At 33.5% G+C, this 25,192-nt stretch carries 26 protein-coding genes and 1 riboswitch; of the genes, 13 read left to right on the top strand and 13 right to left on the bottom strand.

The genetic code is table 11. The features are described 5' to 3' along the window. Positions 1–79 precede the first annotated feature (79 nt). The 6 genes from CAB05_RS16905 (at position 80) to CAB05_RS16930 (ending at position 3,389) form a co-directional block, all read left to right on the top strand. On the top strand, positions 80–268 hold the full coding sequence (locus CAB05_RS16905) for a DUF6440 family protein (RefSeq protein WP_088001988.1): 189 nt from the start codon (positions 80–82) through the stop codon (positions 266–268). A 291-nt stretch (positions 269–559) separates the two neighbouring features. After that, a complete protein-coding gene (locus CAB05_RS16910) occupies positions 560–829 on the top strand; it encodes a zinc ribbon domain-containing protein (protein ID WP_088001990.1) in 270 nt (89 codons plus the stop codon). Positions 830–1,255: 426 nt separating this feature from the next. Further along, on the top strand, positions 1,256–1,690 hold the full coding sequence (locus tag CAB05_RS16915; protein ID WP_088001992.1) for an SRPBCC domain-containing protein: 435 nt from the start codon (positions 1,256–1,258) through the stop codon (positions 1,688–1,690). A gap of 1 nt (position 1,691) precedes the next feature. Continuing rightward, positions 1,692–2,039, top strand: a complete 348-nt coding sequence (locus tag CAB05_RS16920) for an ArsR/SmtB family transcription factor (protein WP_088001994.1) — start codon at positions 1,692–1,694, stop codon at positions 2,037–2,039. Positions 2,040–2,105: 66 nt separating this feature from the next. Then, complete coding sequence (locus tag CAB05_RS16925; RefSeq protein ID WP_088001996.1) at positions 2,106–2,543, top strand: SRPBCC family protein; 438 nt, start codon at positions 2,106–2,108, stop codon at positions 2,541–2,543. A 384-nt stretch (positions 2,544–2,927) separates the two neighbouring features. Next, positions 2,928–3,389 carry an RDD family protein gene (locus CAB05_RS16930; protein ID WP_088001998.1) on the top strand — a complete coding sequence of 154 codons (462 nt, stop codon included), beginning with the start codon at positions 2,928–2,930 and terminating at the stop codon, positions 3,387–3,389. Between the two features lie 145 nt (positions 3,390–3,534). Here CAB05_RS16930 and CAB05_RS16935 read toward each other — a convergent pair whose 3' ends face one another. The 3 genes from CAB05_RS16935 to CAB05_RS16945 form a co-directional block, all read right to left on the bottom strand. After that, positions 3,535–4,563, bottom strand: a complete 1,029-nt coding sequence (locus CAB05_RS16935) for an NADH:flavin oxidoreductase/NADH oxidase (RefSeq protein ID WP_088002000.1) — start codon at positions 4,561–4,563, stop codon at positions 3,535–3,537. Between the two features lie 134 nt (positions 4,564–4,697). After that, the gene (locus tag CAB05_RS16940; RefSeq protein ID WP_088002002.1) at positions 4,698–5,687 is read right to left on the bottom strand and encodes an NAD-dependent epimerase/dehydratase family protein; all 990 of its coding nucleotides are present in this window, start codon (positions 5,685–5,687) and stop codon (positions 4,698–4,700) included. A 24-nt stretch (positions 5,688–5,711) separates the two neighbouring features. Continuing rightward, positions 5,712–6,080 (bottom strand): DUF2500 domain-containing protein, encoded by a 369-nt coding sequence (locus tag CAB05_RS16945; protein WP_088002004.1) that lies wholly within the window; start codon positions 6,078–6,080, stop codon positions 5,712–5,714. A 438-nt stretch (positions 6,081–6,518) separates the two neighbouring features. Here CAB05_RS16945 and CAB05_RS16950 point away from each other — a divergent pair, with 438 nt between their 5' ends. The 3 genes from CAB05_RS16950 (at position 6,519) to pheA (ending at position 9,296) form a co-directional block, all read left to right on the top strand. Continuing rightward, positions 6,519–6,947 carry a GHMP family kinase ATP-binding protein gene (locus CAB05_RS16950; protein WP_088002006.1) on the top strand — a complete coding sequence of 143 codons (429 nt, stop codon included), beginning with the start codon at positions 6,519–6,521 and terminating at the stop codon, positions 6,945–6,947. A gap of 388 nt (positions 6,948–7,335) precedes the next feature. Further along, positions 7,336–8,325: a LacI family DNA-binding transcriptional regulator gene (locus tag CAB05_RS16955; protein ID WP_088002008.1), complete on the top strand. Its 990-nt coding sequence runs from the start codon at positions 7,336–7,338 to the stop codon at positions 8,323–8,325. A 122-nt stretch (positions 8,326–8,447) separates the two neighbouring features. After that, on the top strand, positions 8,448–9,296 hold the full coding sequence (pheA, locus tag CAB05_RS16960) for a prephenate dehydratase (RefSeq protein ID WP_088002010.1): 849 nt from the start codon (positions 8,448–8,450) through the stop codon (positions 9,294–9,296). A 65-nt stretch (positions 9,297–9,361) separates the two neighbouring features. On the opposite strand, the gene ymaG is transcribed toward pheA, so the two are convergent. After that, on the bottom strand, positions 9,362–9,589 hold the full coding sequence (gene ymaG, locus CAB05_RS16965) for an inner spore coat protein YmaG (protein WP_088002012.1): 228 nt from the start codon (positions 9,587–9,589) through the stop codon (positions 9,362–9,364). 120 nt (positions 9,590–9,709) lie between these two features. Next, entirely contained in the window at positions 9,710–11,137 is a 1,428-nt protein-coding gene (locus CAB05_RS16970) for a sigma-54 interaction domain-containing protein (protein ID WP_088002014.1), read from the bottom strand. Positions 11,138–11,578: 441 nt separating this feature from the next. On the opposite strand from CAB05_RS16970, the gene CAB05_RS16975 reads away from it, so the two are divergent. The 3 genes from CAB05_RS16975 (at position 11,579) to CAB05_RS16985 (ending at position 15,802) form a co-directional block, all read left to right on the top strand. Then, positions 11,579–12,790 (top strand): ornithine--oxo-acid transaminase, encoded by a 1,212-nt coding sequence (locus CAB05_RS16975; RefSeq protein WP_088002016.1) that lies wholly within the window; start codon positions 11,579–11,581, stop codon positions 12,788–12,790. A 14-nt stretch (positions 12,791–12,804) separates the two neighbouring features. Next, the gene (locus CAB05_RS16980) at positions 12,805–14,103 is read left to right on the top strand and encodes a Glu/Leu/Phe/Val family dehydrogenase (protein ID WP_088002018.1); all 1,299 of its coding nucleotides are present in this window, start codon (positions 12,805–12,807) and stop codon (positions 14,101–14,103) included. A gap of 292 nt (positions 14,104–14,395) precedes the next feature. Next, positions 14,396–15,802: an amino acid permease gene (locus tag CAB05_RS16985; protein ID WP_088002020.1), complete on the top strand. Its 1,407-nt coding sequence runs from the start codon at positions 14,396–14,398 to the stop codon at positions 15,800–15,802. A gap of 65 nt (positions 15,803–15,867) precedes the next feature. Here the strand turns inward: CAB05_RS16985 and opp4A are convergent, their stop codons facing one another. The 8 genes from opp4A to thiT form a co-directional block, all read right to left on the bottom strand. Then, positions 15,868–17,652 carry an oligopeptide ABC transporter substrate-binding protein gene (gene opp4A / locus CAB05_RS16990; protein ID WP_088002022.1) on the bottom strand — a complete coding sequence of 595 codons (1,785 nt, stop codon included), beginning with the start codon at positions 17,650–17,652 and terminating at the stop codon, positions 15,868–15,870. 23 nt (positions 17,653–17,675) lie between these two features. Further along, positions 17,676–18,581, bottom strand: coding sequence for an ABC transporter permease (locus tag CAB05_RS16995; protein ID WP_088002024.1), 906 nt, complete (start codon positions 18,579–18,581; stop codon positions 17,676–17,678). A gap of 14 nt (positions 18,582–18,595) precedes the next feature. After that, positions 18,596–19,561: an oligopeptide ABC transporter permease gene (opp4B, locus tag CAB05_RS17000; protein WP_088002026.1), complete on the bottom strand. Its 966-nt coding sequence runs from the start codon at positions 19,559–19,561 to the stop codon at positions 18,596–18,598. Between the two features lie 15 nt (positions 19,562–19,576). Next, a complete protein-coding gene (locus CAB05_RS17005; protein WP_088002028.1) occupies positions 19,577–20,503 on the bottom strand; it encodes an ABC transporter ATP-binding protein in 927 nt (308 codons plus the stop codon). Then, a complete protein-coding gene (locus tag CAB05_RS17010; RefSeq protein WP_088002030.1) occupies positions 20,484–21,509 on the bottom strand; it encodes an ABC transporter ATP-binding protein in 1,026 nt (341 codons plus the stop codon). The genes CAB05_RS17005 and CAB05_RS17010 overlap by 20 nt, the downstream gene beginning before the upstream one ends. 937 nt (positions 21,510–22,446) lie before the next feature. Then, positions 22,447–22,896, bottom strand: coding sequence for a Dps family protein (locus tag CAB05_RS17015; RefSeq protein ID WP_088002032.1), 450 nt, complete (start codon positions 22,894–22,896; stop codon positions 22,447–22,449). 199 nt (positions 22,897–23,095) lie between these two features. Continuing rightward, positions 23,096–23,254 carry a hypothetical protein gene (locus CAB05_RS22210; RefSeq protein ID WP_158093302.1) on the bottom strand — a complete coding sequence of 53 codons (159 nt, stop codon included), beginning with the start codon at positions 23,252–23,254 and terminating at the stop codon, positions 23,096–23,098. 315 nt (positions 23,255–23,569) lie between these two features. After that, positions 23,570–24,145, bottom strand: a complete 576-nt coding sequence (gene thiT, locus CAB05_RS17020) for an energy-coupled thiamine transporter ThiT (protein ID WP_088002034.1) — start codon at positions 24,143–24,145, stop codon at positions 23,570–23,572. A gap of 156 nt (positions 24,146–24,301) precedes the next feature. Continuing rightward, a riboswitch (TPP riboswitch) is annotated at positions 24,302–24,406 on the bottom strand. A gap of 301 nt (positions 24,407–24,707) precedes the next feature. Between thiT and CAB05_RS17025 the strand changes: the two genes are divergently transcribed. Then, entirely contained in the window at positions 24,708–25,184 is a 477-nt protein-coding gene (locus CAB05_RS17025; protein WP_088002036.1) for a low molecular weight protein-tyrosine-phosphatase, read from the top strand. Positions 25,185–25,192: the final 8 nt, after the last annotated feature.

Raw genomic sequence — 25,192 nt, forward strand, 5'->3', positions numbered from 1 at the left:
AGTTTTAGAAGGAATCAGAAGGAATCAATAGAAGATAAAAACAGACATGAGTAATTCAAAAATGTAGGGGGTATATAAAATGTTCGAAAAGGAATCAGAAAAAAGATTTAAAGTAATTTATAAAGAAGGTAAGCTGACAGGGAATAAAATATTAGAGGATAGAGAAACAGGAATACAATACTTATTTAGTTGGGATGGCTATGCTGGAGGTATTACGCCATTGTTAGATAAGGATGGGAAACCATTAGTAAACTCAAATAAAGAGTAACAATCGACTGCTTCGGCGGTCTCTTTTTATGTTGCATGTAGTTGAATCGCAAACAGTATTAATTGTCTTTTCTCAAGTGAATGGTGTACATGGCTAAAAATATTTTAACAAGGCAAAACTTGACATGACAAATAAAGTATCGTACCTTAAATATATAAAATAAGACACCATTTGGTGTCGCTTTTAAAGAATGTAATTGTAAGAGTAAAATGAACTGGAAAACTTTCAGTCTTGTTTATACTCTTAAGTTAAATGGAAAAATCAAACTTTTAAAAATTGGAGGAATTAAAAATGGCAAAAACAAACCTGTGTCAAAGCTGTGGTATGCCACTGAAAGGAGCAAATGACTTTGGAACTGAAAAAGATGGGACACCGTCAGAAAAATTCTGTCACCATTGTTATCAAAATGGTGAATGGGTGGAGAAAGATGTTTCATTCGATGAATTTTATGCACATAGTTTAAAAAGGTTTCAAGATTCAGATATGAACAAAATTGAAAAGTTTTTTCTAAATAAAATGTACACAAAAAAATTCTTAAAAAAATTAGAGCGCTGGAGCTAAATTTTCTGTAGAGATAAGAGAATTGTTCCATCATACGGAGCATTCAAAACTAAAATATGAATTGGTTTCAATTTCAGACAGCTGCTTCGGCAGTTTTTTTGTTTGTTAAAAAACCTTGTTTTCTAAAGTAGAAATGGAGAGCATCTTTTTGGGGTTACTAGTAGGTGTATTAAGGAATTACATCAATATGGTTTATACCTGACTGTAGTCCTGTTGATATAAAAATATTATTTTTATAGGTTTCTTTGATCTTTAATGGAATAACTAAGTTGATGAAAAGGTAATAATGGTAGTAGATTTAGTCGCTTTCTAAATTAAATTTAACCGAGAGTAATTTTTTTTGGAATTTAAAGCAACCTTGAAGTTGCACGTTAAGGAATCATGTGCTACTATTAGGTTGCACGTAAAGACAAGGAGGGAAAATAAATGAATAATGATCGAATCGAAAGGGAAATTTTCATTGAGGCATCAATTGAAACGGTATGGGAGTTGGTTAATCAACCTGCATGGTGGGTTGGAGATGCACCAGGTCCTGATAAAGTACAAGTCGATGGGTCACGTATTGTAGCGGAAACATCAAAATATGGTTCTTTTCCGGTTTTAATTGAGCATACAGAAGTGCCGACATATCTTGCTTGCAGGTGGGCAAGTTCTTTTCCTGGAGAGGAACCACGAGAAGGGAATTCTACACTTGTTGAATTTATTTTAACAGCGAAGGAAGGAGGAACTTTACTTCGTGTAGTTGAAAGTGGCTTTGCTAGTCTGGAGGCATCAGAAGAGGAAAGAAGACATTTCTTTGAAGGTAATGTTAAAGGTTGGGCTCATCAACTGGAAGTGTTGAGAAAGCAGGCGGAGAAATAAAATGGAATCCACAAATAATAATGATTTTGAAGATGTTCTGATTGCGTTAGCAGACCCAACACGCCGTCAGTTACTTAACCTCATTGCTACAATGGGACAGGCGACAGCTACGACATTGGCAAAAAGGGTATCTGTTTCCCGTCAGGCAGTAGTCAAGCACTTAACAGTCTTAAACGGGGCTGAACTCGTTGCATCCAATCGCGTTGGAAGGGAAGTAAAATATTCAGTATCACCGGAAAAACTAGCAGCAACAGCGGAGTGGATGGCAAGACTAGCGACAGATTGGGATAGACGACTAGAATGGATTAAGCTCGCAGCAGAATCTAAAAACAAAACCGATTTAAATTGAATTTAGGTTCATGGAATACTACATTTGATCTGGATAAACAAAATATATCTAAAAGGATGGTTTAAAATGAATACTCAAATAATCACTAAATTAAAAATTAACAAGCCAACTAATGAAGTATTTGAAGCAATAGTAGATCCTGAAAAAATAGGCAATTTTTGGTTTTCATCTAGTTCAAAAAGATGGGAACAAAACATGACAATTACATTGAGATACGATGAGTACAATGCAGAAGGTTCTATAAATGTAATAGAAATCAAAGATCATAAAAAAATAGTGTTTTCATGGGGCGAAGAAGGTCAAGAAACGATGGTTACAATTACGCTAAATGAAGTTGACACAAATACAATTATTGAAGTAATCGAATCAGGTCTAAAAGAAGATGATCCAGAAGTTGTGGCTAAAATGATTGGACAAAAAGAAGGTTGGGTATATACGTTAACTTGTTTAAAAGCTTATTTAGAGAATGGAATCAATAGTCTGAGGGCTTCTATTATCCACTAATATTAGGTTTCTAAGTGGACAAGTTTCCAAGATTTAAACTAATTAAGACTACATTGGCGTTCTGTTTTTAAAATTGATTAATTTGAATGTTAGTTTTTGGGGAAGCCTTAGATAATTAATAAATCTAATCATTAGTCGCATTTGCGACTTTTTTTATTGTGTTAACAAGCAGTTAGGTAGAATAAGAAGTGTTATAATGAACTCATCAAATATTGAAAATGATCTTGTCAGATGTATTTTACTCTACATTATAAGTGCTGTTTTTCTCTAATGGTAATACGTTTTTATCATAATTAAGTTCAGCATTTTTAGTATGTTTATAGATTAATCTACTTTTGTTCAACAGTATTATGGGTATGATCGACAAGGAGGAGTTAACTTTATATGGATTTTGAATTATCGAGTAGAAAAAGAAGGTTTTTTGCATCATGGATTGATGGAATGGCAAGTATTGCATTGTCAAAAATAGGATTATTACTATTTGGGTTATCTAATGAGGAATTTTTGAAAAGCTATATGTTCGATAGTTTTTCCTTATTTTTGTATACAATTTTTCTAATCGTATCAATCATTGTATTGGATATAGTGATTCCCACTTATTTTTGGAACGGGCAAACCATTGGGAAAAAATTATTAAGAATAAGAGTCGTTACCGATGAAGGCGAAGATGTAGATATTAAAACTATGACAATGCGTTCAATCTTTCTTTTAGTAAGTGGTATCAATCTACCGGTCATACCTGAAGGAATGATGGTTATTTATTTAGTGGATTCATTTATGATTTTCCGTAAAGATAAAAAGACATTGCATGACCAAATTGCAAAAACGAAAGTGGTTTATTGCTAGTTCAGCTATTAGTATAACGAAATTCTTTCCGAACAACTGTATGCCTTAAAATAGCAAAGAAGATTACATAATAAGTATTTTTATTATGTAATCTTCTTTTTCTTATTTATCTTTTTTTATATAGTTCTTAAACTATTAAATAAAATTATTCAGGATATGCACTAGTATATGAATGATCGATCGGCGGGTTTGCGCCCAGTTTCAATGCAGCATCAATTGCCCAGTAAGGGTTACGTAATAATCCTCTCGCAATTGCAATTAAGTCTGCTTGATTTGTTTGGAGTGCATGCTCAGCTAAGTGCGGTTCTTCTAGCTTCCCAACCGCAATTGTTGGAATAAACGCATTTTGTTTTATTTCATTCGAAAGTGGTAATTGATAGCCTGGATATATTTCTTGTTGAAAAGACGGTACAGCTCCACCACTAGATACGTCTATCATATCAACACCATGCTCTTTAAACACTTTACACATTTGAACCATATCTTCTATTCCATAGCCATTACGATCATATTCGGTGGCAGAAACTCTCATTAATAAAGGCATATCCTCTGGCATTACACTTTTCATAGCATGAATTACATCGGTTGCAAAGCGTAATCTCTTTTCAAAGCTACCTCCATATTCATCATTACGATGATTACTTAATGGAGATAAAAACTGTTCTACCAAATAACCATGTGCAGCATGAAGCTCAATTGCATCAAATCCTGCACGAACTGCACGTTCAGTAGAATCTTTAAAGTGATTAATCATTTCTTGTATTTCATCATATGTTAGCTCTTTTGGAGGAATGTTACCTTCATAAAAAGGAATTGCTGATGGTGCAATTAGATCATCGCCAGCAGGTGCTTTTCGTCCAGAATGATTTAATTGTATGGCAATTTTTCCACCAAGCGCATGAGATTCTTGTACGAGTTTGATAAGCTTTTCTTCTTGAATATCATTATATAATCCTAAATCACGAGGATGAGTCATACCATTTGATGCAATTGCTGTAGACTCTAGCATAACAAGACCAACGCCGCCAATGATTCGTGAAAGATAATGTACATGATGCCAATTATTTACTTCTCCAGTTTTTTCTTCCGCACGGATTGTAACCATTGGTGACATTACGACTCTATTTTTTAATTCTAACCCTTTTAACGTATATGTAGAAAATAAAGAAGTCATTTTTTTATCTCCTTAGATTTTTAATAGCCTCTAATTGAAATGTAATAGCTAGAACAGAAATTGTAAATTTATATGACTTTTACTATTGTGATAATCTTTGTACTTAAAAACTCATACTCTTATTTATGTATTTTTTACTGATTTTCTTGTAAGTACCATTTTGTATATCGATTCATTCCTTCTGATAAAGAAATCTTAGGTGTGTATTGTAAATCATTTTTTATTTTATCGATATTGAGCGTATAGTCATAACTTAAAAAGCTTGCAACATGTTTTGATAAAATAGGTGGCTTACCTGTTATATTCGCTATCATTTCTGAACTCGATGAGATAAAAGAAAGGAGCTTAGGAGAGATTTTCTTTGTATTGAGCTCCTCATTTAAATAAGAATATAACAATGTAAGTGCATCAATTAGGTAGATTGGTTGATCGTTCGTAATATTATAAAATTCTCCAATAAATTGATCCTCGGCCATTAAACTTAACATAATGACGTCTACTACATTATCGACATATGTAAAATCCATTAAGATCTTGCCTTTATTAACTAGAGGGATTCCACGTTTCTTATTTGTATCTATTAGTCTGCCAAAAATCGTATGATCATATGGTCCAAATACTTGCCTAGGTCTAAGTGATATTGCAGGTAACCCTTTTAGCACGGCTTCTTTAACAATTAGATCGGCAATATGCTTCGTACTCGCGTAATAATTGGTATGACTTTGAGGCAGTTCATCATTTTCTCGCACATTTTTGCGACTTTCATTTGTAAAGTAGACACTTGGTGTAGAAAGATAAATAAATTTTTTTATGTTTGAGGATAATGAGGCGTCAACAATATTTTGTGTTCCATCAACATTTGTTTTATAAAAAAGTTCATATTGTCCATATGGAGCTGCAAGTGCAGCACAGTGAATAACAAAATCGACATCTTTTACTAATTTTGCTAATAACTGCTTATCCTCTAAATCACCTTTTACAAAAACGACATTGTCCATAGTTTTTAAAAAAATTGCCGCTTGCTCATTCCTTCCAAAAGCGATTACATCATATCCAATTTCACTTAATCTCTTAACCGTATGCTTTCCCAAAAAACCAGTTGCCCCACTAACAAATACTCTCATTGCTTCACCTCATAATGGAATGTACTACCGTTCAAAATGTATCAATTTATTACCTTGGTATGTTAATATTCCTGTTTCGTTTTCAATAAATTTACCATAAGTTAAGCCATCGACACTTAACTCAATACTTTCTCCGCTTTCAACTTCAAATGTTAGCGAGTAAGAAGTAGGACTTGGCATGATATATTGATTTCTTTTATGCTGAATAACCTTAGTTGATTTGGTTAATAGCGTAGCTGGAACAGTTATCTTAGGTTGTTTATTATTATAATTCCATTGTTTTAATACTTTTAGAAGAGTAAGAAAGATGCTGGCGAAAACAAATATAAATAGAATTGGAAAGACAAATGCAATGATCTTAAATGCATCTAAATCAGTATCAAATCCAAACATTTAGTTTCCCTCCTAAAGTTAATGCCTTTCTATCAGTTTATTAGACACTCAGAAATTAAATCAACTAATTATTTAGAAGTTTTCACTGTATGGTAATTGGTACTTAAAATAACTCTTTTTTTTACTAACTGATCCGCAATTGGGAGAACGATAAAAGGTAACTCCTATTAATCTTAGAGATGAAAAGTATTATAAGAAGCAAAACAGAACGAAATGTGACAGATCTATAAACAAAGTAAAATAATGGTTAAATTAGGTAAAAAAATACAGAGTTTTAATTGAAAAATAGTTTGATGGGGGGTAGGATAATCCTAAGATTGTTTTCTATTATCCTTTTCAAATGATTGAGAAAACCATTTTCTTGACCAATAAAGATCATGAAGGAAGGTATTACTCAGTCATAAAAATATATTTGTAGAATAAAGGAGTGATAAATAAATGGATGTTAATGAGTTGGCATTAGTTTATAAGCGTTATTACGATTCCGATTATCGAATATTTTTTGTATCTGGCCACGATGAAAAACTGATTGAAATAGTAAATGCAAAAGAATATAACGGAAATCAAAATTTTGGTACGTATGTTTTAATCGCAAAAAATAAAAAGAATAAAATTAGACTAGTATCACTAAATTATGAAGAATTAGGGATCATTGAATTCTCATTAACAGAGCTTGCTGGTGAGAAGCTACATGATTGGACGAATTATCTTAAGAGTACAATTCGTTATTTAAAAGAAGCTGGCTATCAAATTAATCACGGTATGGATCTATTAATTTGTGGCAATATCCCTAATGAAGTTGGATTATCGTCATCTACATCAATTGAAGCATTAACAGCTGTCATCATAAAATCTTTATACCGATGAAAAAACTAGTGCTAGATTGATTTAAAATATGACAGTTAAAAACAATGTTACTTTTTCTTGGTAGACCCCACTTAACGACTTTTCCTTTACTAAAAACTTCCTAAAAAAAATAATAGATTGATTTAGCGAGATTTAAAATGTGAAAAATTACACAAATTAATAATTATGTAAAAAAATATCCATATTTCACCTGAAAAATCTCGCGAAAGACTGATACACTTCTAAATAAGATAATAAACCAGTATCAAACTTTAGGACTTTATATGAAGATAAACATTTATTGATCATCATGAATTATACGAATTACAACTTTGAAAGTGTTTAAATGTCTAGCTAAAGTTTGATCATAACAATGCGACAGCGGAAGTGTACAAGGAGAAAAGTAGAAATGACGACCATTAAAGAAATTGCAGAAAAAGCAGGTGTATCCATTGCTACGGTTTCAAGGGTGTTAAACTATGATCCTGAATTATCTGTAAGTGATGACACGAAGCAGCGCGTTTTTGAAACTGCAGAAAAGCTATCGTATAGAAAAAAACCGAAAGTAAAAAAGAATATAGCAAAGATCGCACTCGTTCATTGGTATACAGAGAATGAAGAATTAGATGATTTGCATTATATGTCTATACGATTCGGTATTGAAAATAAATGTGAAGAACATGGAATTCATGTTACAAAGTTCTTTCAAGGAACTGAAAAAGGATTAGCGGAAGAACAGTTTCAAGGGATTGTTGCATTAGGTTATTTCGATGAACAACAAATTAAAACTTTGAAAAAAATATCGAAAAAAATAGTATTTGTAGATTCATCTCCTAATGAAGAAATATATGATTCGGTCGTATCTGATTATGAAAGTGCCACAAAGAAGGTATTAGACCATTTTATTTCGCACGGACACCAAAATATTGGGTATATTGGTGGTCGTGAACGTAATAAACGCCCTTTCGTTAAGGATATGTTTACGCGCGAAAAAATATTTAAAACTTACTTGTCAGAGAAAAGCTTGTTTCAGAAGGAATATGTATATACAGGTGATTTTTCAGCTGAAGAAGGATTTAATTTAATGAATAAAGCAATTCAAGATCATGTGGACAAATTGCCAACTGCATTTTTTGTTGGATGTGATACGATGGCAATTGGATGTTTAAGGGCGCTTCACGAAGCAAATATTGCAGTTCCTGATCGAGTGAATATAATAGGAATGAATGATCTAACTTTTTCAAAATATCTTTTTCCAAGTTTAAGTACAGTAAAAGTATATTCAGAACTTATGGGGGAAACAGCAATTGATCTTTTACTTGAAAGATTAATGAACAGAAAGATTCCTAAAAAGGTAGTTGTTTCAACCAAATTAATGATTAGAAAAAGTAGTTTATAATATACTAAAAGCCGTACAATTTAAATTGTATGGCTTTTTTTATATTAATTGAAAATATAAAATATTTTACTTTTAATAAATTATCTTTTTAGTATAATTAAAAATTAAAAGGAGTGTAGTGCATGAAGATAGCGTATTTAGGTCCGGAAGCAACTTTCACGCATGTTGCAGTTCAATCAGTTTTTACATCAGATGAACATATAGCATATTCGAGTATACCTGTCTGCATGGATAGCGTAGCAGAAGGGGAAGTAGATTTAGCGGTTGTACCAATAGAGAATTCAGTTGAAGGTTCGGTAACGACTACAATAGATTATCTTGTACATGAACAACCATTAAAAATGGTTGGTGAAATTATTATACCAATCAGACAGCATTTACTAATGTCAAAAGGACAGGTTCATCGATCAAAAGATATTGAGGTGATCTATTCTCATTCTCATGCTCTAGCTCAGTGCCACACGTTTTTACATAATCAATATAAGTATACAAAATTAGAACCAGTTTCTTCTACAAGTGCTGCAGCAAAATTAGTTAGCGAGCAACCTCAGGAATGTATCGCAGCCATTGCGAACGAATTTGCAGCAAAGAAATATGGATTAGAAATTGTAGCTAGTGATATTCATTCCAATTCGTATAATCATACTAGATTTATCGTATTACAAAAAGAAGGATCTAGTGTTGAAACGAATTATTTTCAAAAAAACCATACAAAAGCTACATTTGTCATCATGATGCCGGAAAATCGTGCTGGTGCGCTTCACCAAGTATTATCGGCATTTGCATGGAGACAAATAGATCTTTCCAAAATAGAGTCTCGTCCGATGAAAACAGGATTAGGTAATTATTTTTTCATTATAGATGTCGTAATGGGATATGATGATGTTTTATTACCTGGCGTAAAACAGGAATTAGAGTCACTTGGATTTTCTGTAGAAATTGTAGGGAGCTATTCAACAATTCAATTATAAAATGAAAAAGAGAAGGATATTTTCCTTCTCTTTTATATTTTTTATGTTTCTTTTATAATAGTGTACTAGCAATAATAACCTGGAGGACAATAAGGATAATACGGGTATGACGGATATCCATAACCGTAGCCATATCCATAACCTCCAGCTAAAGTTCCTAATAAAGCACCTGTTGCTAAACCTCCAACGAATCCTGGGTAAAACGGACGTCCAATTCCGAAGCCAGGACGGCCAAAACCTGGTCGACCAAATCCGCCTCCGAAAGGTCTGCGGTATTGATAATCATTATACATCTATTCAAACCCCCTTTTTCATAAACGTAACTGTTACATAGTTACACTATGCAGGTCAGACGCGGAAAGTTTGGGCGATAGAATTTTTACGAATTGTCATCCTAAAATGAATAGAAATAATTATTTTTCATTTGTAATATTGAACTTACGAATTCGGTACTGTAAGTTTTGTCTAGAGATGCCTAATATTTTTGCAGCTTTTGTAATATTCCCATTTTGCTCACTTAGCACCGTTAAGATATGTTGCTTTTCTTTATCTAATAAAGTGCTTTTTAAATTAAAATGGTCGTCTTGGTTTTCGTTATTTGTTTTTTTTGCCTGTAATTTTTCCAGGGGCTTAGTTAGATTGTTATTCATACTACTTACTTCATTAAAAAATCTTGTCGGTAAATGAAAAGAGGTAATAGTTGTTTCATTTTCAACTAAATTCATTGCACCCTCAATCATATGCTCTAGCTCGCGAATATTACCAGGCCAGTTATGTTGTAAAAAGAATTGTGCTACATGATCATCTAGCTTCGTAACTGTAAGTCCAAATAGTCGGTTGTACTTTTGAATAAAGAAATTTGCTAATAGAAGAATATCTTCTTTTCGTTCTCTTAGAGGAGGGAGGAAAAGTGATACAACACTTAAACGATAATATAAATCTTTTCGCAAGTGGTTATTAGCAATTGCTTCTATCGGGTCTTCGTTAATAGTTGCAATAATACGAACATCAAGCTCTTTTTCAGTCATATCACCGATTCGTCTGACTTTCCGATCCTGAAGTACTCTAAGTAACTTCGCTTGTAAATTAGGACTAAGGGAATTGATTTCATCCAAAAGCAATGTTCCGCCATTTGCTTCTTCAAATAAGCCAGGTTTATCGATTGCTCCTGTGAATGCTCCTTTTTTGGTACCGAAAAGAATACTCTCAATTAAAGTTTCAGGTAGTGCAGCACAGTTTTGTGAAATAAAAGGCTTAGTAGATCGATGACTAGCATTATGAATACTTTGTGCAAATAATTCTTTACCTGTTCCTGTTTCTCCAATTAATAAAACAGAAGAAGAAGTTCTTGCTGATCTTTTCGCATCATCAATGATTATTTTAAATGACGGTGATTCACCAATTAATTGTTCAAAGGTATATCGAGTATTACGATTTTGCATAATGCCATCTTGAACTGATTGTTTTAATTCGGTTACATCTCTAACCATTTCAATTGCCCCAACAATTTTATTATCTTTCATGATGGGATATGTATCATTGATTGTTGTTACTTCTTTTCCTCTATTATTAAAATATGATTGTTTAATATTTTTGCGTATTTTCCCTTTTTGAAGTGCTTCTAATAAGGTACTGGATTGATTGTTTTGAAATGTGAATACATCTAATAGGTTCTTGTGAAGTACATCTTCTTCATTCATCATTTCAATTTCCATCATTTTTCGATTATAGACAATCGTTTTTCCCTCGTGGTTTACTACATGAATACCGATGTCAATTTCTTCTAATATTAGTTGAAGTAATTCATCGACGACTAAATTTGGATCTTTATCTTTTTTCATTGAAATCTCTCTTTTCTTGGAGTGATCGAAAAACTGGAATTCTTTTCATTCGCAGAGAGGGTTGATAAACTAACAAAGGATTTGGTATTCACTCCAGTATGCAGAACGATGTATTCTAGCTGTGCATTTGCTTATAGTAAATAACGATCTCTTAGAAAAGAACCTGCGTTTTTGATATGATTATAAACGGATTTAAAATTGGTGCAAAAATTTACAGTTTATCTTTTTGCACTGCAAAGATTATATGCATATTCTAATGTAATTTGCACTTTAAGGCAAAAAAAATTTGCGCTTTATGAAAACGTTAACAGTTTTATGATGGAAAAAACATCTAAATGAGTACATTTTGTGAATTTTGAAGTTTTAGACATAATTGGCATGGAAATTGCTAAATAATTAAGTAAGACACTAAAATTAATAAGAAATAATGGAGGAAAACATATGACAACTTACTCACAAAAAATAATTGATCAAACAAATCAATTCGGCGCAAATAACTATCATCCACTACCAGTAGTTATCTCTAAAGCAGAAGGTATTTGGGTAACAGATCCAGAGGGTAATAAATATTTAGATATGTTAAGTGCTTACTCGTCTGTAAACCAAGGGCATCGTCACCCTAAAATTATCCAAGCTTTAAAAGATCAAGCTGATAAAGTTACATTAACTTCTCGTGCTTTCTATAGTGAAAACATGGGTGAGTGGTATGAAAAGGTTGCAAAGGTAACAAACAAAGAAATGATTTTACCTATGAATACTGGTGCAGAAGCTGTAGAAACTGCATTAAAAGCTGCTAGAAGATGGGCATATGATGTAAAGGGTGTTGAAGAAAACCAAGCAGAAATTATTGCTTGTATTGGAAACTTCCATGGTCGTACTTTAGCTGCAGTATCATTATCATCTGAAAAAGATTACCAACGTGGCTTTGGCCCATTCTTACCAGGAGTTAAGTTAATTCCTTACGGTGATATTGAAGCATTGAAAGCAGCAATTACACCAAATACTGCTGCACTATTAATTGAACCAATTCAAGGTGAAGCTGGAATTAACATTCCTAGAGATGGATTCTTACGTGAAGTTTCTGAAGTTTGTAAAAAAGAAAATGTATTATTCATTGCTGATGAAATTCAAACAGGTTTATGCCGTACTGGTAAAACTTTTGCATGTGATTGGGAAGAAGTTATTCCAGATATGTACATTTTAGGTAAAGCACTTGGAGGCGGTGTATTCCCAATTTCATGTGTGGCTGCTGATCGTTCAATCTTAGGTGTATTTGAACCAGGATCTCACGGTTCTACGTTTGGTGGAAATCCATTAGCTTGTGCAGTTTCTGTAGCAGCTTTAAACGTTCTAGAAGAAGAAAAATTAGCAGAACGTTCAAATGAGCTTGGAAATTACTTTATGGAAAAATTAAAAGAAATAGATCATCCTCATATTAAAGAAGTAAGAGGACGTGGATTATTTATTGGTGTTGAACTTCATGTGCCAGCACGTGTTTATTGTGAAGCATTGAAAAAACAAGGCTTATTATGTAAAGAAACACATGATACAGTTATTCGTTTTGCACCACCATTAATTATTTCAAAAGAAGATTTAGACTGGTCAATTCAACAAATTAACGAAGTATTTAGCCAATATAAAGCCACTGTATAAATGGAGCGAGAACAATGACAACTATTATCCCAGGAAATGAAAAAGAATTAGAAATTCAAAAGAAAATCAAAGAAGAAGGCAGAGAGTTAATTGAGTCTACTCAAGAAGTAATTTCTGAAGCACTTCATAAACTTGGTTATTCAAAGGAACTTTATGAATTATTAAAAGAACCTTTACGATTTTTAACAGTTCAAATTCCAGTGCGAATGGATGATGGCTCAGTGAAGATTTTCACTGGCTATCGTTCACAACATAATGATGCTGTAGGTCCTACAAAAGGTGGAATTCGTTTCCATCCAGAGGTAAATGAGGATGAAGTTAAAGCTTTATCAATGTGGATGAGCTTAAAATGTGGAATTGTTGATTTACCTTATGGTGGTGGAAAAGGTGGCATTATTTGTGATCCACGAAAAATGTCATTATATGAACTTGAGAGATTAAGTCGTGGATATGTTCGTGCAGTAAGTCAAATCGTTGGTCCAACGAAAGATATTCCTGCTCCGGATGTTTACACAAATCCTCAAATCATGGCATGGATGATGGATGAATATAGTAGAATTCAAGAGTTTGATTCACCTGGATTTATTACTGGTAAACCACTTGTGTTAGGTGGTTCAGCGGGACGTGAAGCTGCTACAGCTCAAGGTGTAACAATCTGTATCGAAGAAGCTGCTAAACGTAAAGGTATTGAATTAAAGGGTGCTAGTGTCATTATTCAAGGATTCGGAAATGCGGGAAGCTTTTTAGCGAAATTTATGATTGAAGCTGGTGCAAAGGTAGTTGGAATTTCAGATGCACTTGGCGCATTGTATGATCCAAATGGTTTAGATATTGAGTATTTATTAGATAGAAGAGATAGCTTCGGAACAGTTACAAACTTATTTACAAATGTTATATCAAATAAGGAATTACTTGAGAAACCTTGTGATATTTTAGTACCGGCTGCAATTTCTAATCAAATTACAATTGATAATGCTCATAATATTCAAGCATCGATTGTAGTTGAAGCTGCAAATGGTCCGACTACGTTAGAAGCTACTAAAATATTAACAGAGCGTGGAATTTTATTAGTTCCAGACGTACTAGCAAGTGCTGGTGGGGTATCTGTTTCTTATTTCGAGTGGGTTCAAAACAATCAAGGCTATTACTGGTCAGAAGAAGAAGTAGCAGAAAAGTTACGTGATAAGATGGTTCGTTCATTTGATAGTGTTTACCAAACTTCAGTAAATCGTCAAGTAAATATGCGATTAGCGGCTTATATGGTTGGTATTCGTAAAATGGCGGAAGCTTCTCGTTTCCGTGGCTGGGTTTAATCTTAATTTATGCTCCAGATGGAAATATTTCATCTGGGGCACTTATTATCTTAATCTATCAAAGTTTGACACAATTTAAAAAATATGAAAAAATATATTTTTTAAATTGTAATATAATTTAGAAAGAAAAATAATGTATACGCTTTCAACTGTTGTGTGAAAAAATTCGATAGAGTACTTCATAGAATAGAGTCAACTTGCTTCTATCCAATATGAGAGGAAAAATATATCCACTTCTATCAGAATATTTCAATAAATGGAAACAATTTATCAGTCAAGGGAGGTATTTTTCATGTTCCAACAAGAACAGGGGTTAAAAAAAGAGCTAAAAAGTAGACATTTGTTTATGATTGCGCTTGGGGGAATTATTGGTACAGGTTTATTTATGGGATCTGGCTTAACAATTAGTGAAGCAGGGCCAGGTGGTGCAATCGTTGCCTATTTAGTAGGTGGACTAGTAATGTATTTAACAATGCTATGTCTTGGAGAGCTTGCTGTAAGATTACCTGATGCAGGATCTTATCAAACATATGCTACTAAATATGTATCACCATCAACTGGTTATGTTGTAGGTTGGATGTCATGGTTAAACTGGTCAGTGACCATTGGTTTAGAATTAATTACAGTGAGTATGTTAATGAAGAGATGGTTCCCAGATGTATCTACATGGATATGGTGTGTAGTGTTTGGTGTACTATTATTTGCAGTTAATGCATTATCTACTAAAAGTTTCGCTGAAGTAGAGTTTTGGTTTGCTAGTATTAAAGTAGTTACAATCGTTGTATTTATTATTTTAGGTGCGGCTGTAATGTTTGGTATTGTATCTGTAGAAGGTACAAAGGCACCGATGCTTACAAACTTTACTGACCACGGTGGTTTATTCCCGAATGGGATCTTAGCAATTATTGTTACGATGGTTGCAGTTAACTTTTCGTTCCAAGGAAGTGAACTAGTAGGTATTGCAGCTGGTGAAAGTGAAGACCCAGCAAAAGCAGTACCTAAGGCTATTAATAATACTGTTTGGAGAATTCTAGTATTCTATATTTTATCAATGTTCGTTTTAGCAGGTTTATTCCCATGGGAAAAAGCTGGTTTAGTAGACAGCCCGTTTGTTGTTGTATTTGATAATATCGGCATTCCATATGCTGCAGATATTATGAACTTTGTTATTATCACAGCGGTATTATCTGTTGCAAACTCAGGATTATATGCAACTTCACGTATGATGTATTCAATGGCTCAAAAAGGGATGGTTAGTCCGGCGTTAGGTAAATTAAATAAAAAAGGTGTACCTTTAAACGCATTAATTTTCAGTATGATATTTGGATGTTTATCTCTATTATGTGGAATTTTTGCAGAGGATACAGTTTATTTATGGTTATTATCAATTGCTGGATTCGGAGCAGTGTTCATCTGGGCTAGCATTGCTTTATCAAATCTTTTAGGTAGAAAAAAATATATTCAAGAAGGTGGAAAAGTAGAGGATTTAAAATATAAAACTCCACTTTATCCATTGGTACCAATTGTTGCTTTAGTACTTAACGTCGCTGTAATGGTCAGCTTGGCGTTTATTCCTGAACAACGCATTGCTTTATACTGTGGTATACCGTTTATGATTATTTGTTTAATCTATTATCATTTTTCGGCAAAGAACAAAATTGAGAAGTTTGAACTTGAAGAAAATAAAAAGATTAGTTAATTTTCAATCAGTCTGACCACTAAAAAAGGAAGAGTAGCTCTAAGCGACTCTTCCTTTCTTTATGCTTATTTATTTTTTTCTGATTCTTCACTTGTTACAGTGATTTCATGTAAATGACCTTGGAAGCCTTGACCAGGAGTAATATCATAACCTTTCACTCGGTTGTTTACTCCATCTAATCCAAAGCGGAATAGAGTAGGGATTAATGGTACTTCTTCACTTACAAGCTCTTGCCAGTTGTTATAAACCTCTTGACGGTGGTTTTCATCAAAAGAATCAGGAGAAATACCATCTTTTAATAGTTGATCATTTTCATCATTTACCCAACGAACATAGTTAAATGGTGCATTTTTAGACCAAATTCCAGATGGATCTGGGTCAGAACCAGTTCCCCAAGCTGCTGCGAATACTTCGATTTTTGGATCATCTTTTTCAACCATTTCATAGAATGAGTTGAATTCATGTAAACGTCCATCTAATAATTGAACATCTAAACCAACATCTTTCCAAGCTTGTAGGTAGAATTGTGCTAATGGTTCCGCGATATCGCCACCACTCATAGATGCAAAGTTAATTTTGAACTCTTTACCATTTGGATCTTCACGTAATCCGTCTCCAGTTACATCTTTGTAGCCAGCTTCATCAAGTAAAGATTTTGCTTTCTTAGGATCATATTCATAACCTTTAAGGTTTTTATCAAAGTATTTCGGGAATGAAGGTGGAATAACAGATGTTGCAGGGAATCTTAGCCCTTTATAAAGTTTTTCACCTACTGATTTGTTATCAAGTGCATAAGCCATTGCTTTACGTAAACGTTTATCAGCGAATTTTGGATTATCCATTACGTTTACACCGTTTTTCGCGTCATAATGACCTAATTTAAATCCAATATAAGAGTAAGATAACTCAGTTCTACCTAGTAACTGAATATTTTTTAATGATTTTGCTTTATCATATTGATCAGCAGAAACTGAAGCAATATCAATATCACCATTTTCTAATGACGCAGTTGCAATCGTAGGGTTAACTACTTTTAATAGTACGCCATCTAATTTTGGTGCACCATTCCAATAGTCTTTAAATGCTTCGAACTCAACAGCTTCACCTGGTGTGATTTTCTTAATTTTGAAAGGACCAAATCCGATTGGTTCTTTACGAATTTGTTTAGATTCTACTAATTTATCGATTGCCACATCGCCTAGATATTTTTTAGGAAGTGGGTAAGTCCATAAACCAGTTAGTACTGATGGATTTGCTTCCTTAAACGTGATTGAAATCGTTTGTGGATCGATTACTTTAACACCAGAAATATTTTTTGCTTTTCCTGTGTGATATTCTTCCATACCTTCAATCATTGACATTTGTGTATCGTAACGTACACCAGTGTATTTAGGGCTACCAATTACTAGGTAAGCATATTCTAAATCTTCTGCAGTTACTGGATTACCATCATGCCATTTTACATTATCTTTAATTTTTAAAGTGATTACTTTTTTATCTTCACTTAATTCGTATGTAGCTGCACCATCTTGATCATATACATAGTTTTCATCTGTTGAAAGTAGCGCTTCATCAAAGAACTGTAATACTTCAGAGTCTGGTTGACCTTCATAAAATACAGTATTTAAAATACCTTCAAATGGTGTATCAGAAATTAGACCATACTTTAACACACCACCAGCAACTGCTTCTTTATCATTTTTTACTTTTACAGGAAACGCAGATGTTTCTACTTTTTCAGTAGGTTTAGCTGATGTTGGCTTATCGTCTCCACCTTTACAAGCTGAAAGAATTAACATAGAAACAGCCATTGCACTTAATACTTTTGAAAAGCTTTTTACATTTTTCATACTTTCACTCTCCTTAAAGTTGTTTAACCTCTTCTTTGCCTTGCATCAGCTGCACGCTTTAGCGCTTCACCGATAAAATTTATACTTAGCATGAGCACTAAAATCATGCCCGATGCAGGTAACCAAATCCACCATTTATTCTGTAGAACATCTGGGTTTGTTGCATATGCAACGAGTGTACCTAAGCTTGGAGTGCTTTCAGGTAATCCGAATCCTAAGAATGTAAGACCAGATTCGATCCCGATATTTCCAGCTAAGTTTAGGGTAAATGCTACAATAATCAGTGAGCTTACATTTGGTAAAAGATGAGTTAATATGATTTTCCAGTTAGGTGTTCCAAGAGCTTTTGCTGCTGCAATGTAATCCAATTCACTTTCAGACAATACTTTTGAGCGAATCAGCCTTGCTTTACCTGTCCATAAGAAAATACTCATAATTAACACGAAATTAGGAATCGTAAATTTTGGTACTACAGTTACAAATACTATGATTAACATTAATGTTGGCAGAGATAGGATAAAGTCGATGATGCGCATGACAATACCATCAACCAAACCACCAAAGTAGCCAGCTATTAATCCTAATGATAAACCTAGAATATTCGTAATGATTGTGATAAATAAACCGATTGTAAAAGAGTTTTTCGTCCCAATAATTAATTGTCCAAATACGTCACGTCCGCCATAATCAGTACCAAGCCAATGTAGTGAAGAAGGCGGTTGATAGATTGATAGGAAGTCAACCTTCGTAATTTGGTCTTGATCTAAAATAAGCGATGCACCGTAAACAGTAATTAGGATTAGACTCAAAATAATTAGTGACGCTAATGCCATTCGGTCACGTTTGAACTCTGACCAGATTACACTAAAGCCAGAGGGACTTTTTGATTTGTCTATTAGTTGTTTTTGATTTTCAAGTTTCAATTCCATTATTTTCACCTACCTTAATCGATCCGAATACGAGGATCAACTATGCTTAATATGATGTCAGAAATCAATGTTCCAAATAATGTTGCTAAGCTTGTCATAAGTACAAGTGCATTAACAACTGTAAAATCGCGAAGCATCACGGATTTAATGAAGAGCTGTCCAATTCCTGGGTAACCAAAAATTGATTCTAAGAAGATAGATCCAGCTATTAAACCAGTAATCTCGTAACCTAAAAAAGCAGCGATTGGTAAAAATGAATTTCGTAGAATATGTCTTGAATATATCTTAGATTCAGGAACACCTTTTGACTTGGCTGTTCTAACAAAGTCTTTGACCTTCGTATCTATAATTTCACTACGTAAATACTGTGAAATTCCAACAGTAGAGATTAGGGCACCGGCCATTGAAGGCAGGACAAGATGTTGAAGTTTACTCATATAATAAGCAAATGTTCCATTATCAATTTGCGGGTCAACACTACCGCCAGTAGGGAATAGATCTAAGTAAAAACCAAAAATAAATAATATGATAAGTCCAAAGATAAATAATGGTGTTGCAAAACCAATATAGTTATACCCGGTGACGAGCTTATCGGCCCAGGTATCATTCCAACGACCACTTATTATGCCGAGTGGGATCGCTAAAATATATGTAAGGATAAATACACATAGAGCAAGAAGTACAGTGTTACCAATTCGTTCTCCAATAACATCCGTTACAGCTAGTTTATGTGTGTAAGAGATTCCAAAATCACCTTTTACTACATTTTTTATCCAATTAACATATTGCACATGTACAGGATCATCTAATCCCATCTGCTTTCGAATCTCAGCGATACGTTCTGGAGATGCTTTTGGATCCAATTGTTTACCGGTAAGAGCATCACCTGGCATCGCTTTAGCGAGTGCAAAAATTAATATACTCAAAATAATCATTTGAGGAATCATAATGAGCACTCTGCGAAGTAAAAATTTCCACATATAGCTTTCTCCTTTCTATGGAAGTGCTACTCGATGAGTATCAGATATTTGTTTTAAATCATAAGGACGACCATTTGCATCAAAGTAAGAAGAAGAGTTCTTTTCATATTCATTTCGAACTTCCTGTCTAGCATTAATTTTTTCTGCTCTTACTTCCGGGCGAATATCCGGAATAGCTGCAATCAGACGTCTTGTATAAATATGTTGTGGGTTAGATAAAATATCTTCCGTTGTTCCTTCTTCAACAAGCCTTCCACGATACATAACACCAATTCGATCACATAAATGACGAATAACGCCAAGGTCATGACCAATAAATAAATAAGTTAATTTGAATTCCTCTTGTAGGTCCTGTAAAAAGTTTAGTACTTGTGCTTGTACAGAAACATCAAGGGCCGAAACTGGCTCATCAGCAACAATTAATTTTGGTTGTAAAGTTAAAGCTCTAGCTATACCAATTCGTTGACGTTGTCCACCGGAAAACTCATGTGGATATTTGAAAAGCGCTTCTGGTGGTAATCCAACCTTTTGTAAATAGTAAAGTACTTTTTCTCGCTCTTCATCAGGCGATAGTTTTTCAAAGTTCCTTAATGGCTCTGCAACTAAATCTATGATTCTTTTCTTAGGATTTAATGAAGAGTATGGATCCTGGAAGATCATTTGAATTTCTTTTCGAAATGCTCTCATTTGCTTCTTACTTAAAGAAATTAGATCATTTTGCTCGAATTCAATACTTCCGCCAGTTGCTTTTGTTAACTGTAAAATCGCCTTACCAGCAGTCGACTTACCACTACCAGATTCACCGATTAAACCATATGTTTCACCTTCTCGTAATTCAAATGAAATTCCATCGACAGCTCTAACATAATCAACAACTGTTCTGAAAACTCCACCACGTATTGGATAATGTACTTTTAAATCTTCAACCTTTAATAGAGACATTTACAATCGGTGCTCCTTTCTCATTCTTGAAATGAAAATGCTTATAACAAGAACAACGGACATAATGGTTTGGTGTTACTTCATGTAAACCCGGCTGCTCCTCGTGAGCATAAGATTGAATCCACGGAATGCGGTGACTAAATCGGCAACCCGTTCTTGGTAATTTATCTAAAGGTGGGACAGTACCCTCGATAATATGTAGTCTTTGATTTTTTGAATGAGTAGTAGGTATAGAGTTTAATAGAGAACGAGTATATGGGTGTAAAGGTTGATTGAAAATTTCTTCAACTGTTCCCGTTTCAATAATCTGACCCGCATACATTACGGCTACTCGATCAGCGACCTCAGCAACAACACTTAAATCATGTGTGATCAAGATAATACCAAGTTTTGTTTCTTTTTGAATTTCTTTCAGTAAATCCAATATTTGTGCTTGAATCGTTACATCTAGCGCAGTTGTAGGCTCGTCCGCGATTATAAACGATGGATTGCAGGCAATCGCAATAGAAATCATAACCCTCTGCCTCATACCACCAGAGAGTTCATGTGGATATTGCTTATATGTAATTGAAGGCTTTGGAATTCCAACTTGAGCAAGTAATTGTAAAGCACGTTCTTTTTTTTGTGAGGATGATAAGTTTGTATGGTAATCCAAATTTTCTTCAATTTGTTTACCGACTGTCATTAATGGATTAAGTGCAGTAAGAGGTTCTTGGAAAATCATTCCGATTTCTTTACCTCGAATTTTATTCATATTACTATCAGATAATGATAATAAGTTGCTTCCCTTATAATTGATGGAACCTTCCATCTTAGTACGTTTATTTTGATGAAGGCCTAAAATAGAAAGAGCTAAAGCACTTTTACCGCAGCCAGATTCACCAACAATTGCTAATATTTCATTTTCGTGAACAGTTAACGAAACATCATCTACAGCTGGGTAATACTGATTACTTATACGAAATGATGTTGTTAAATGCTCAATTTCCAAAAGAGGTTTTGACATTATTAGTCTCCTTTCGCGTAATTGTAAGGAAATTGTTAGTTTATTTAGAATTTTCATAAGTATAATATATATTATGCAAATGTTTCAATATTAAAACAATTGATACAACTTATAGGTATTTCGAATCATTTTTATTATTTTCTTAATTTCGACTTTGGTAAAAAATGGGTCGGAAAGATGAGGGTAACAATTAAAATCATTGAAAATTTGCGATGAATACTGGAAGAAGAGGAAGAAATAGAACTTAAATTAATTAGAAAAAATTCGTTGTAATTGGAAATAAAGTGATAGAGAGGTGATAGAGAATTAAGAAGAATCGTGTCGATTATTGATGTAATTTTGTGGAAAATATAATAGGATATATGGGGTAGGTAGGTGGAAATCCCTAGTCACTTTCACCTAGTTAGTATAGGTAATTGTGACTAGACCGTGTTGATTTACTCATAGATTAGAACAATATACTTTACATTCTATTAATAAATTGAGATAAATAGCTTTGTTGTTTTCAATCATTAAGGATGCGTTAGTTGATTACAACTCCAGGATCGCCCTTTCCGTGGGGTTTGAGCCGAGAATGGTAGGCATGCTAAAACCACGACGTCCTGTCGTAACGAATGCAAGATCCACATCTCCCACAGGAGTCTCGCACCTTTGTTATAATCAACTTCTGTCTTTATAGTTTTAAATGCAAAAAGCATCAATCTTTTTGCACTAATCATAATAAGTTGTATCATTACAATCGTATTTGATTTAAAACCAATAAAAGTCATATATTCGATACTATCAATGGATATGAAAGAGGCCAGATAAATTAAACAAATGTTTGTTTAAACGAAAAGAACATCTTTTTTACAGACAAAAACAAGTAATAATAGAAAAAACAGTGTAAGCAACAGAGAATGATGAATCATTCAATGAAGTTATACACTGTTTTCTATTAACCTAAGAATGCATTTAACATCCAAACATGTTTTGAAAGTTGTTCGCGAATTGCTAATAACATATCATGTGTGACAGAATCGTTTTCAAAATCTGTAATTTCCATGCCCTCTTTTAAATCTTCTATTAAATATTGGTAGTCATGAATTAGATCTTGAACCATTCCTTCTGCCTTCACTAATTTGTTAGCTTCGTTAATCCCAGAAGTATCTAAATACTCTCTCATAGTAGCAAGTGGTTTTCCACCAATTATTAATACACGCTCTGCTAGCTCATCAATATGTATACTCGCTTCGTTGTATAGTTCCTCGAATTTAGCATGTAAAGTGAAGAAGTCTCCTCCTTTAACATACCAGTGATAGTTATGTAATTTTACATATAACACATTCCAGTCAGCTAATTGTTTGTTTAATACATCTACAGTCGTTTTTGTGATGGACGTATCCATTTAAAATTCCTCCTCTAATAATTCAAGAGTTCATGGTGTCTACGATAATCATGTACAACCATCATATATGATATTAAGCAGAAATAGTCATGGTAATATTTGATAACTAAGTGAACAATTAGTAAAATTAACGATTTATAGAAAATAATGATCCAAAAAAAATAAAACCATCCATTATATGAATGATTTTACAAATTTTTCAATTAGAATGATCCCCTTTTTCAGCATTGGGAGGTTTAGCATCAATGAGATGTTCATCGTCCACTTGTAATGAATTTTTTAATAGCATGAAAAATGCTCCAATACCACCTAAAAGTATAATTGTAAAAATGAAGAAAATGAGGATGTCATAAATCAAAGCTTAAACCTCCTTTGATATTTTTTACTGTATTTATTTATATGAGGGAGGATCGGAGCAAATAACTATAATTCACAAAGTGTTCAATAATATTATGAATATTTTACTCAGACTGCTGACAAGCGCTCGCTTTCTTCGTTACTTCGCCTGCTTGCGGTGCTCATTACCGTAAGAAGGTAATTCTGCTCCTCGAAAGGCAAGCGTTTTCAGTCAGTCTGAATCTATACTTTTGTCTACTCATTTTGAAAACTGCCCTAGATAGAAAAAAACCCTACTCAAGAAAGAGTAGGGTAATGTGTAAATGAATGATGAAACTTAAGCAGCTTGATTCTTTTTAACATTCGCAAGAACTGGAGCTGTTGAAAGTAAAAATATTAAAATGATTGCACAAATGATAAATGATGGAACCATATACCATGCATTATAAACTAAAGAATATAATGATACTGGTGTTCCTTTTGGAGCGTATGAACCAAAAAACACGATTCCTGAAATATAGTGACAGATAAAACGGACTAGTGAACCAATAAAAGTACCTACTATAATAAAAATAGTTACAGCTGCTTTATTGCCACTCGTTAAATTAGTTTTAACTTGTTTGTAAACAATGCCAGCTAAACCTAGACCAGTAAAAGCAATGATGTAATCTAATAATATTTGGATTGGATGAACAAAATAAAAGTTGGTTACTAATTGTAGTGCAGCAAGTAATAAGCCAGTTATTAAACCTTGTTTAATTCCCCATCGAAATGCGATTAAAAAAACAGGAAGCATTGATAACGACACAGATCCACCTTGTGGTGCTTTAAATAATGGCAGTAAATCAAAAACCATTGCTAAGGCCGCACACATAGCAATTTCAACCATCATTTGTATTTTTGAATTTCTCATAAAAAATTCCCCCTTATCTCTCTTTGACAACACTCATTGTAAATGAAGCACTTTGGAATAGAGTTTGGATAACTCTTTCAATGGAAGTGTAAATTAGGGAGAGGAATGGTAAAAATAAAAAAAGTAACACTGGTAGCATGATGATCCCAGGGTTACTTTTTCATCGTGCCACATCCCTACGTTAGTATTAACTAACAGGTTCGAAGGGTAAGAATAGTTATACTATTCACTCTCAGCCTCATGGCTCCCCTTGTGGTTCATCGTACATTTAGTTGTCATTACTAAATATAGTCAATGTGTTTTAAAAATACAATCATTTTATACGATTAAAAGTTAAAAATTTTAATCATAAAAAGAAAGTAGCCCTATTGATATGGTTATATCAATGAATTATCTGTGTACTTACTAGAAGATAGTCATTATGAGTATAATTTTGTTGATTTAAAGTTAAATTATTCACTTTAGCTTTCCTTTTCTTTTTAAATTAGAAAGTGTAGAATGGAATCGAAACTAACAGCTAAATTTTGGCAAAAAGTGTAAATAATTTGAAGGAGACATCGAAATGATTCATGTATTATTTGTCTGTTTAGGTAACATTTGTCGCTCGCCAATGGCAGAGGCTGTTTTTCGTCAGATAGTGACAGAAAAAGGGTTAGAAAAACAATTTGTGATTGATTCTGCAGGTACTGGAGATTGGCATATTGGTCACCCACCACACAAGGGAACAAAGGAATTACTAGGTCAAAAAGGCATAAATTGCGATGGTATGAAAGCTCGAAAAGTGACAGATAATGACTTTAAATATTTTAGTTATATTGTTGCTATGGATGCACAGAATAAAGAGGATTTAATGAATTTAGCAAGAAATAATTCTATAGGAGAAATATCACTCCTTTCAGATTACGTACCATCTTCATTATGGAAGGAAGTACCTGATCCGTATTATACGGGAAATTTTGATGAAGTATATAACATTGTTGAGGAAGGCTGCTCACATTTACTTCAGCATATTTTAAAGCAACACCAACTAACTGTTTAGAGGAGGAT

It is taken from the genome of Gottfriedia solisilvae, assembly GCF_002128405.1.
Classification (GTDB): Bacteria; Bacillota; Bacilli; order Bacillales; family Bacillaceae_G; genus Gottfriedia; species Gottfriedia solisilvae.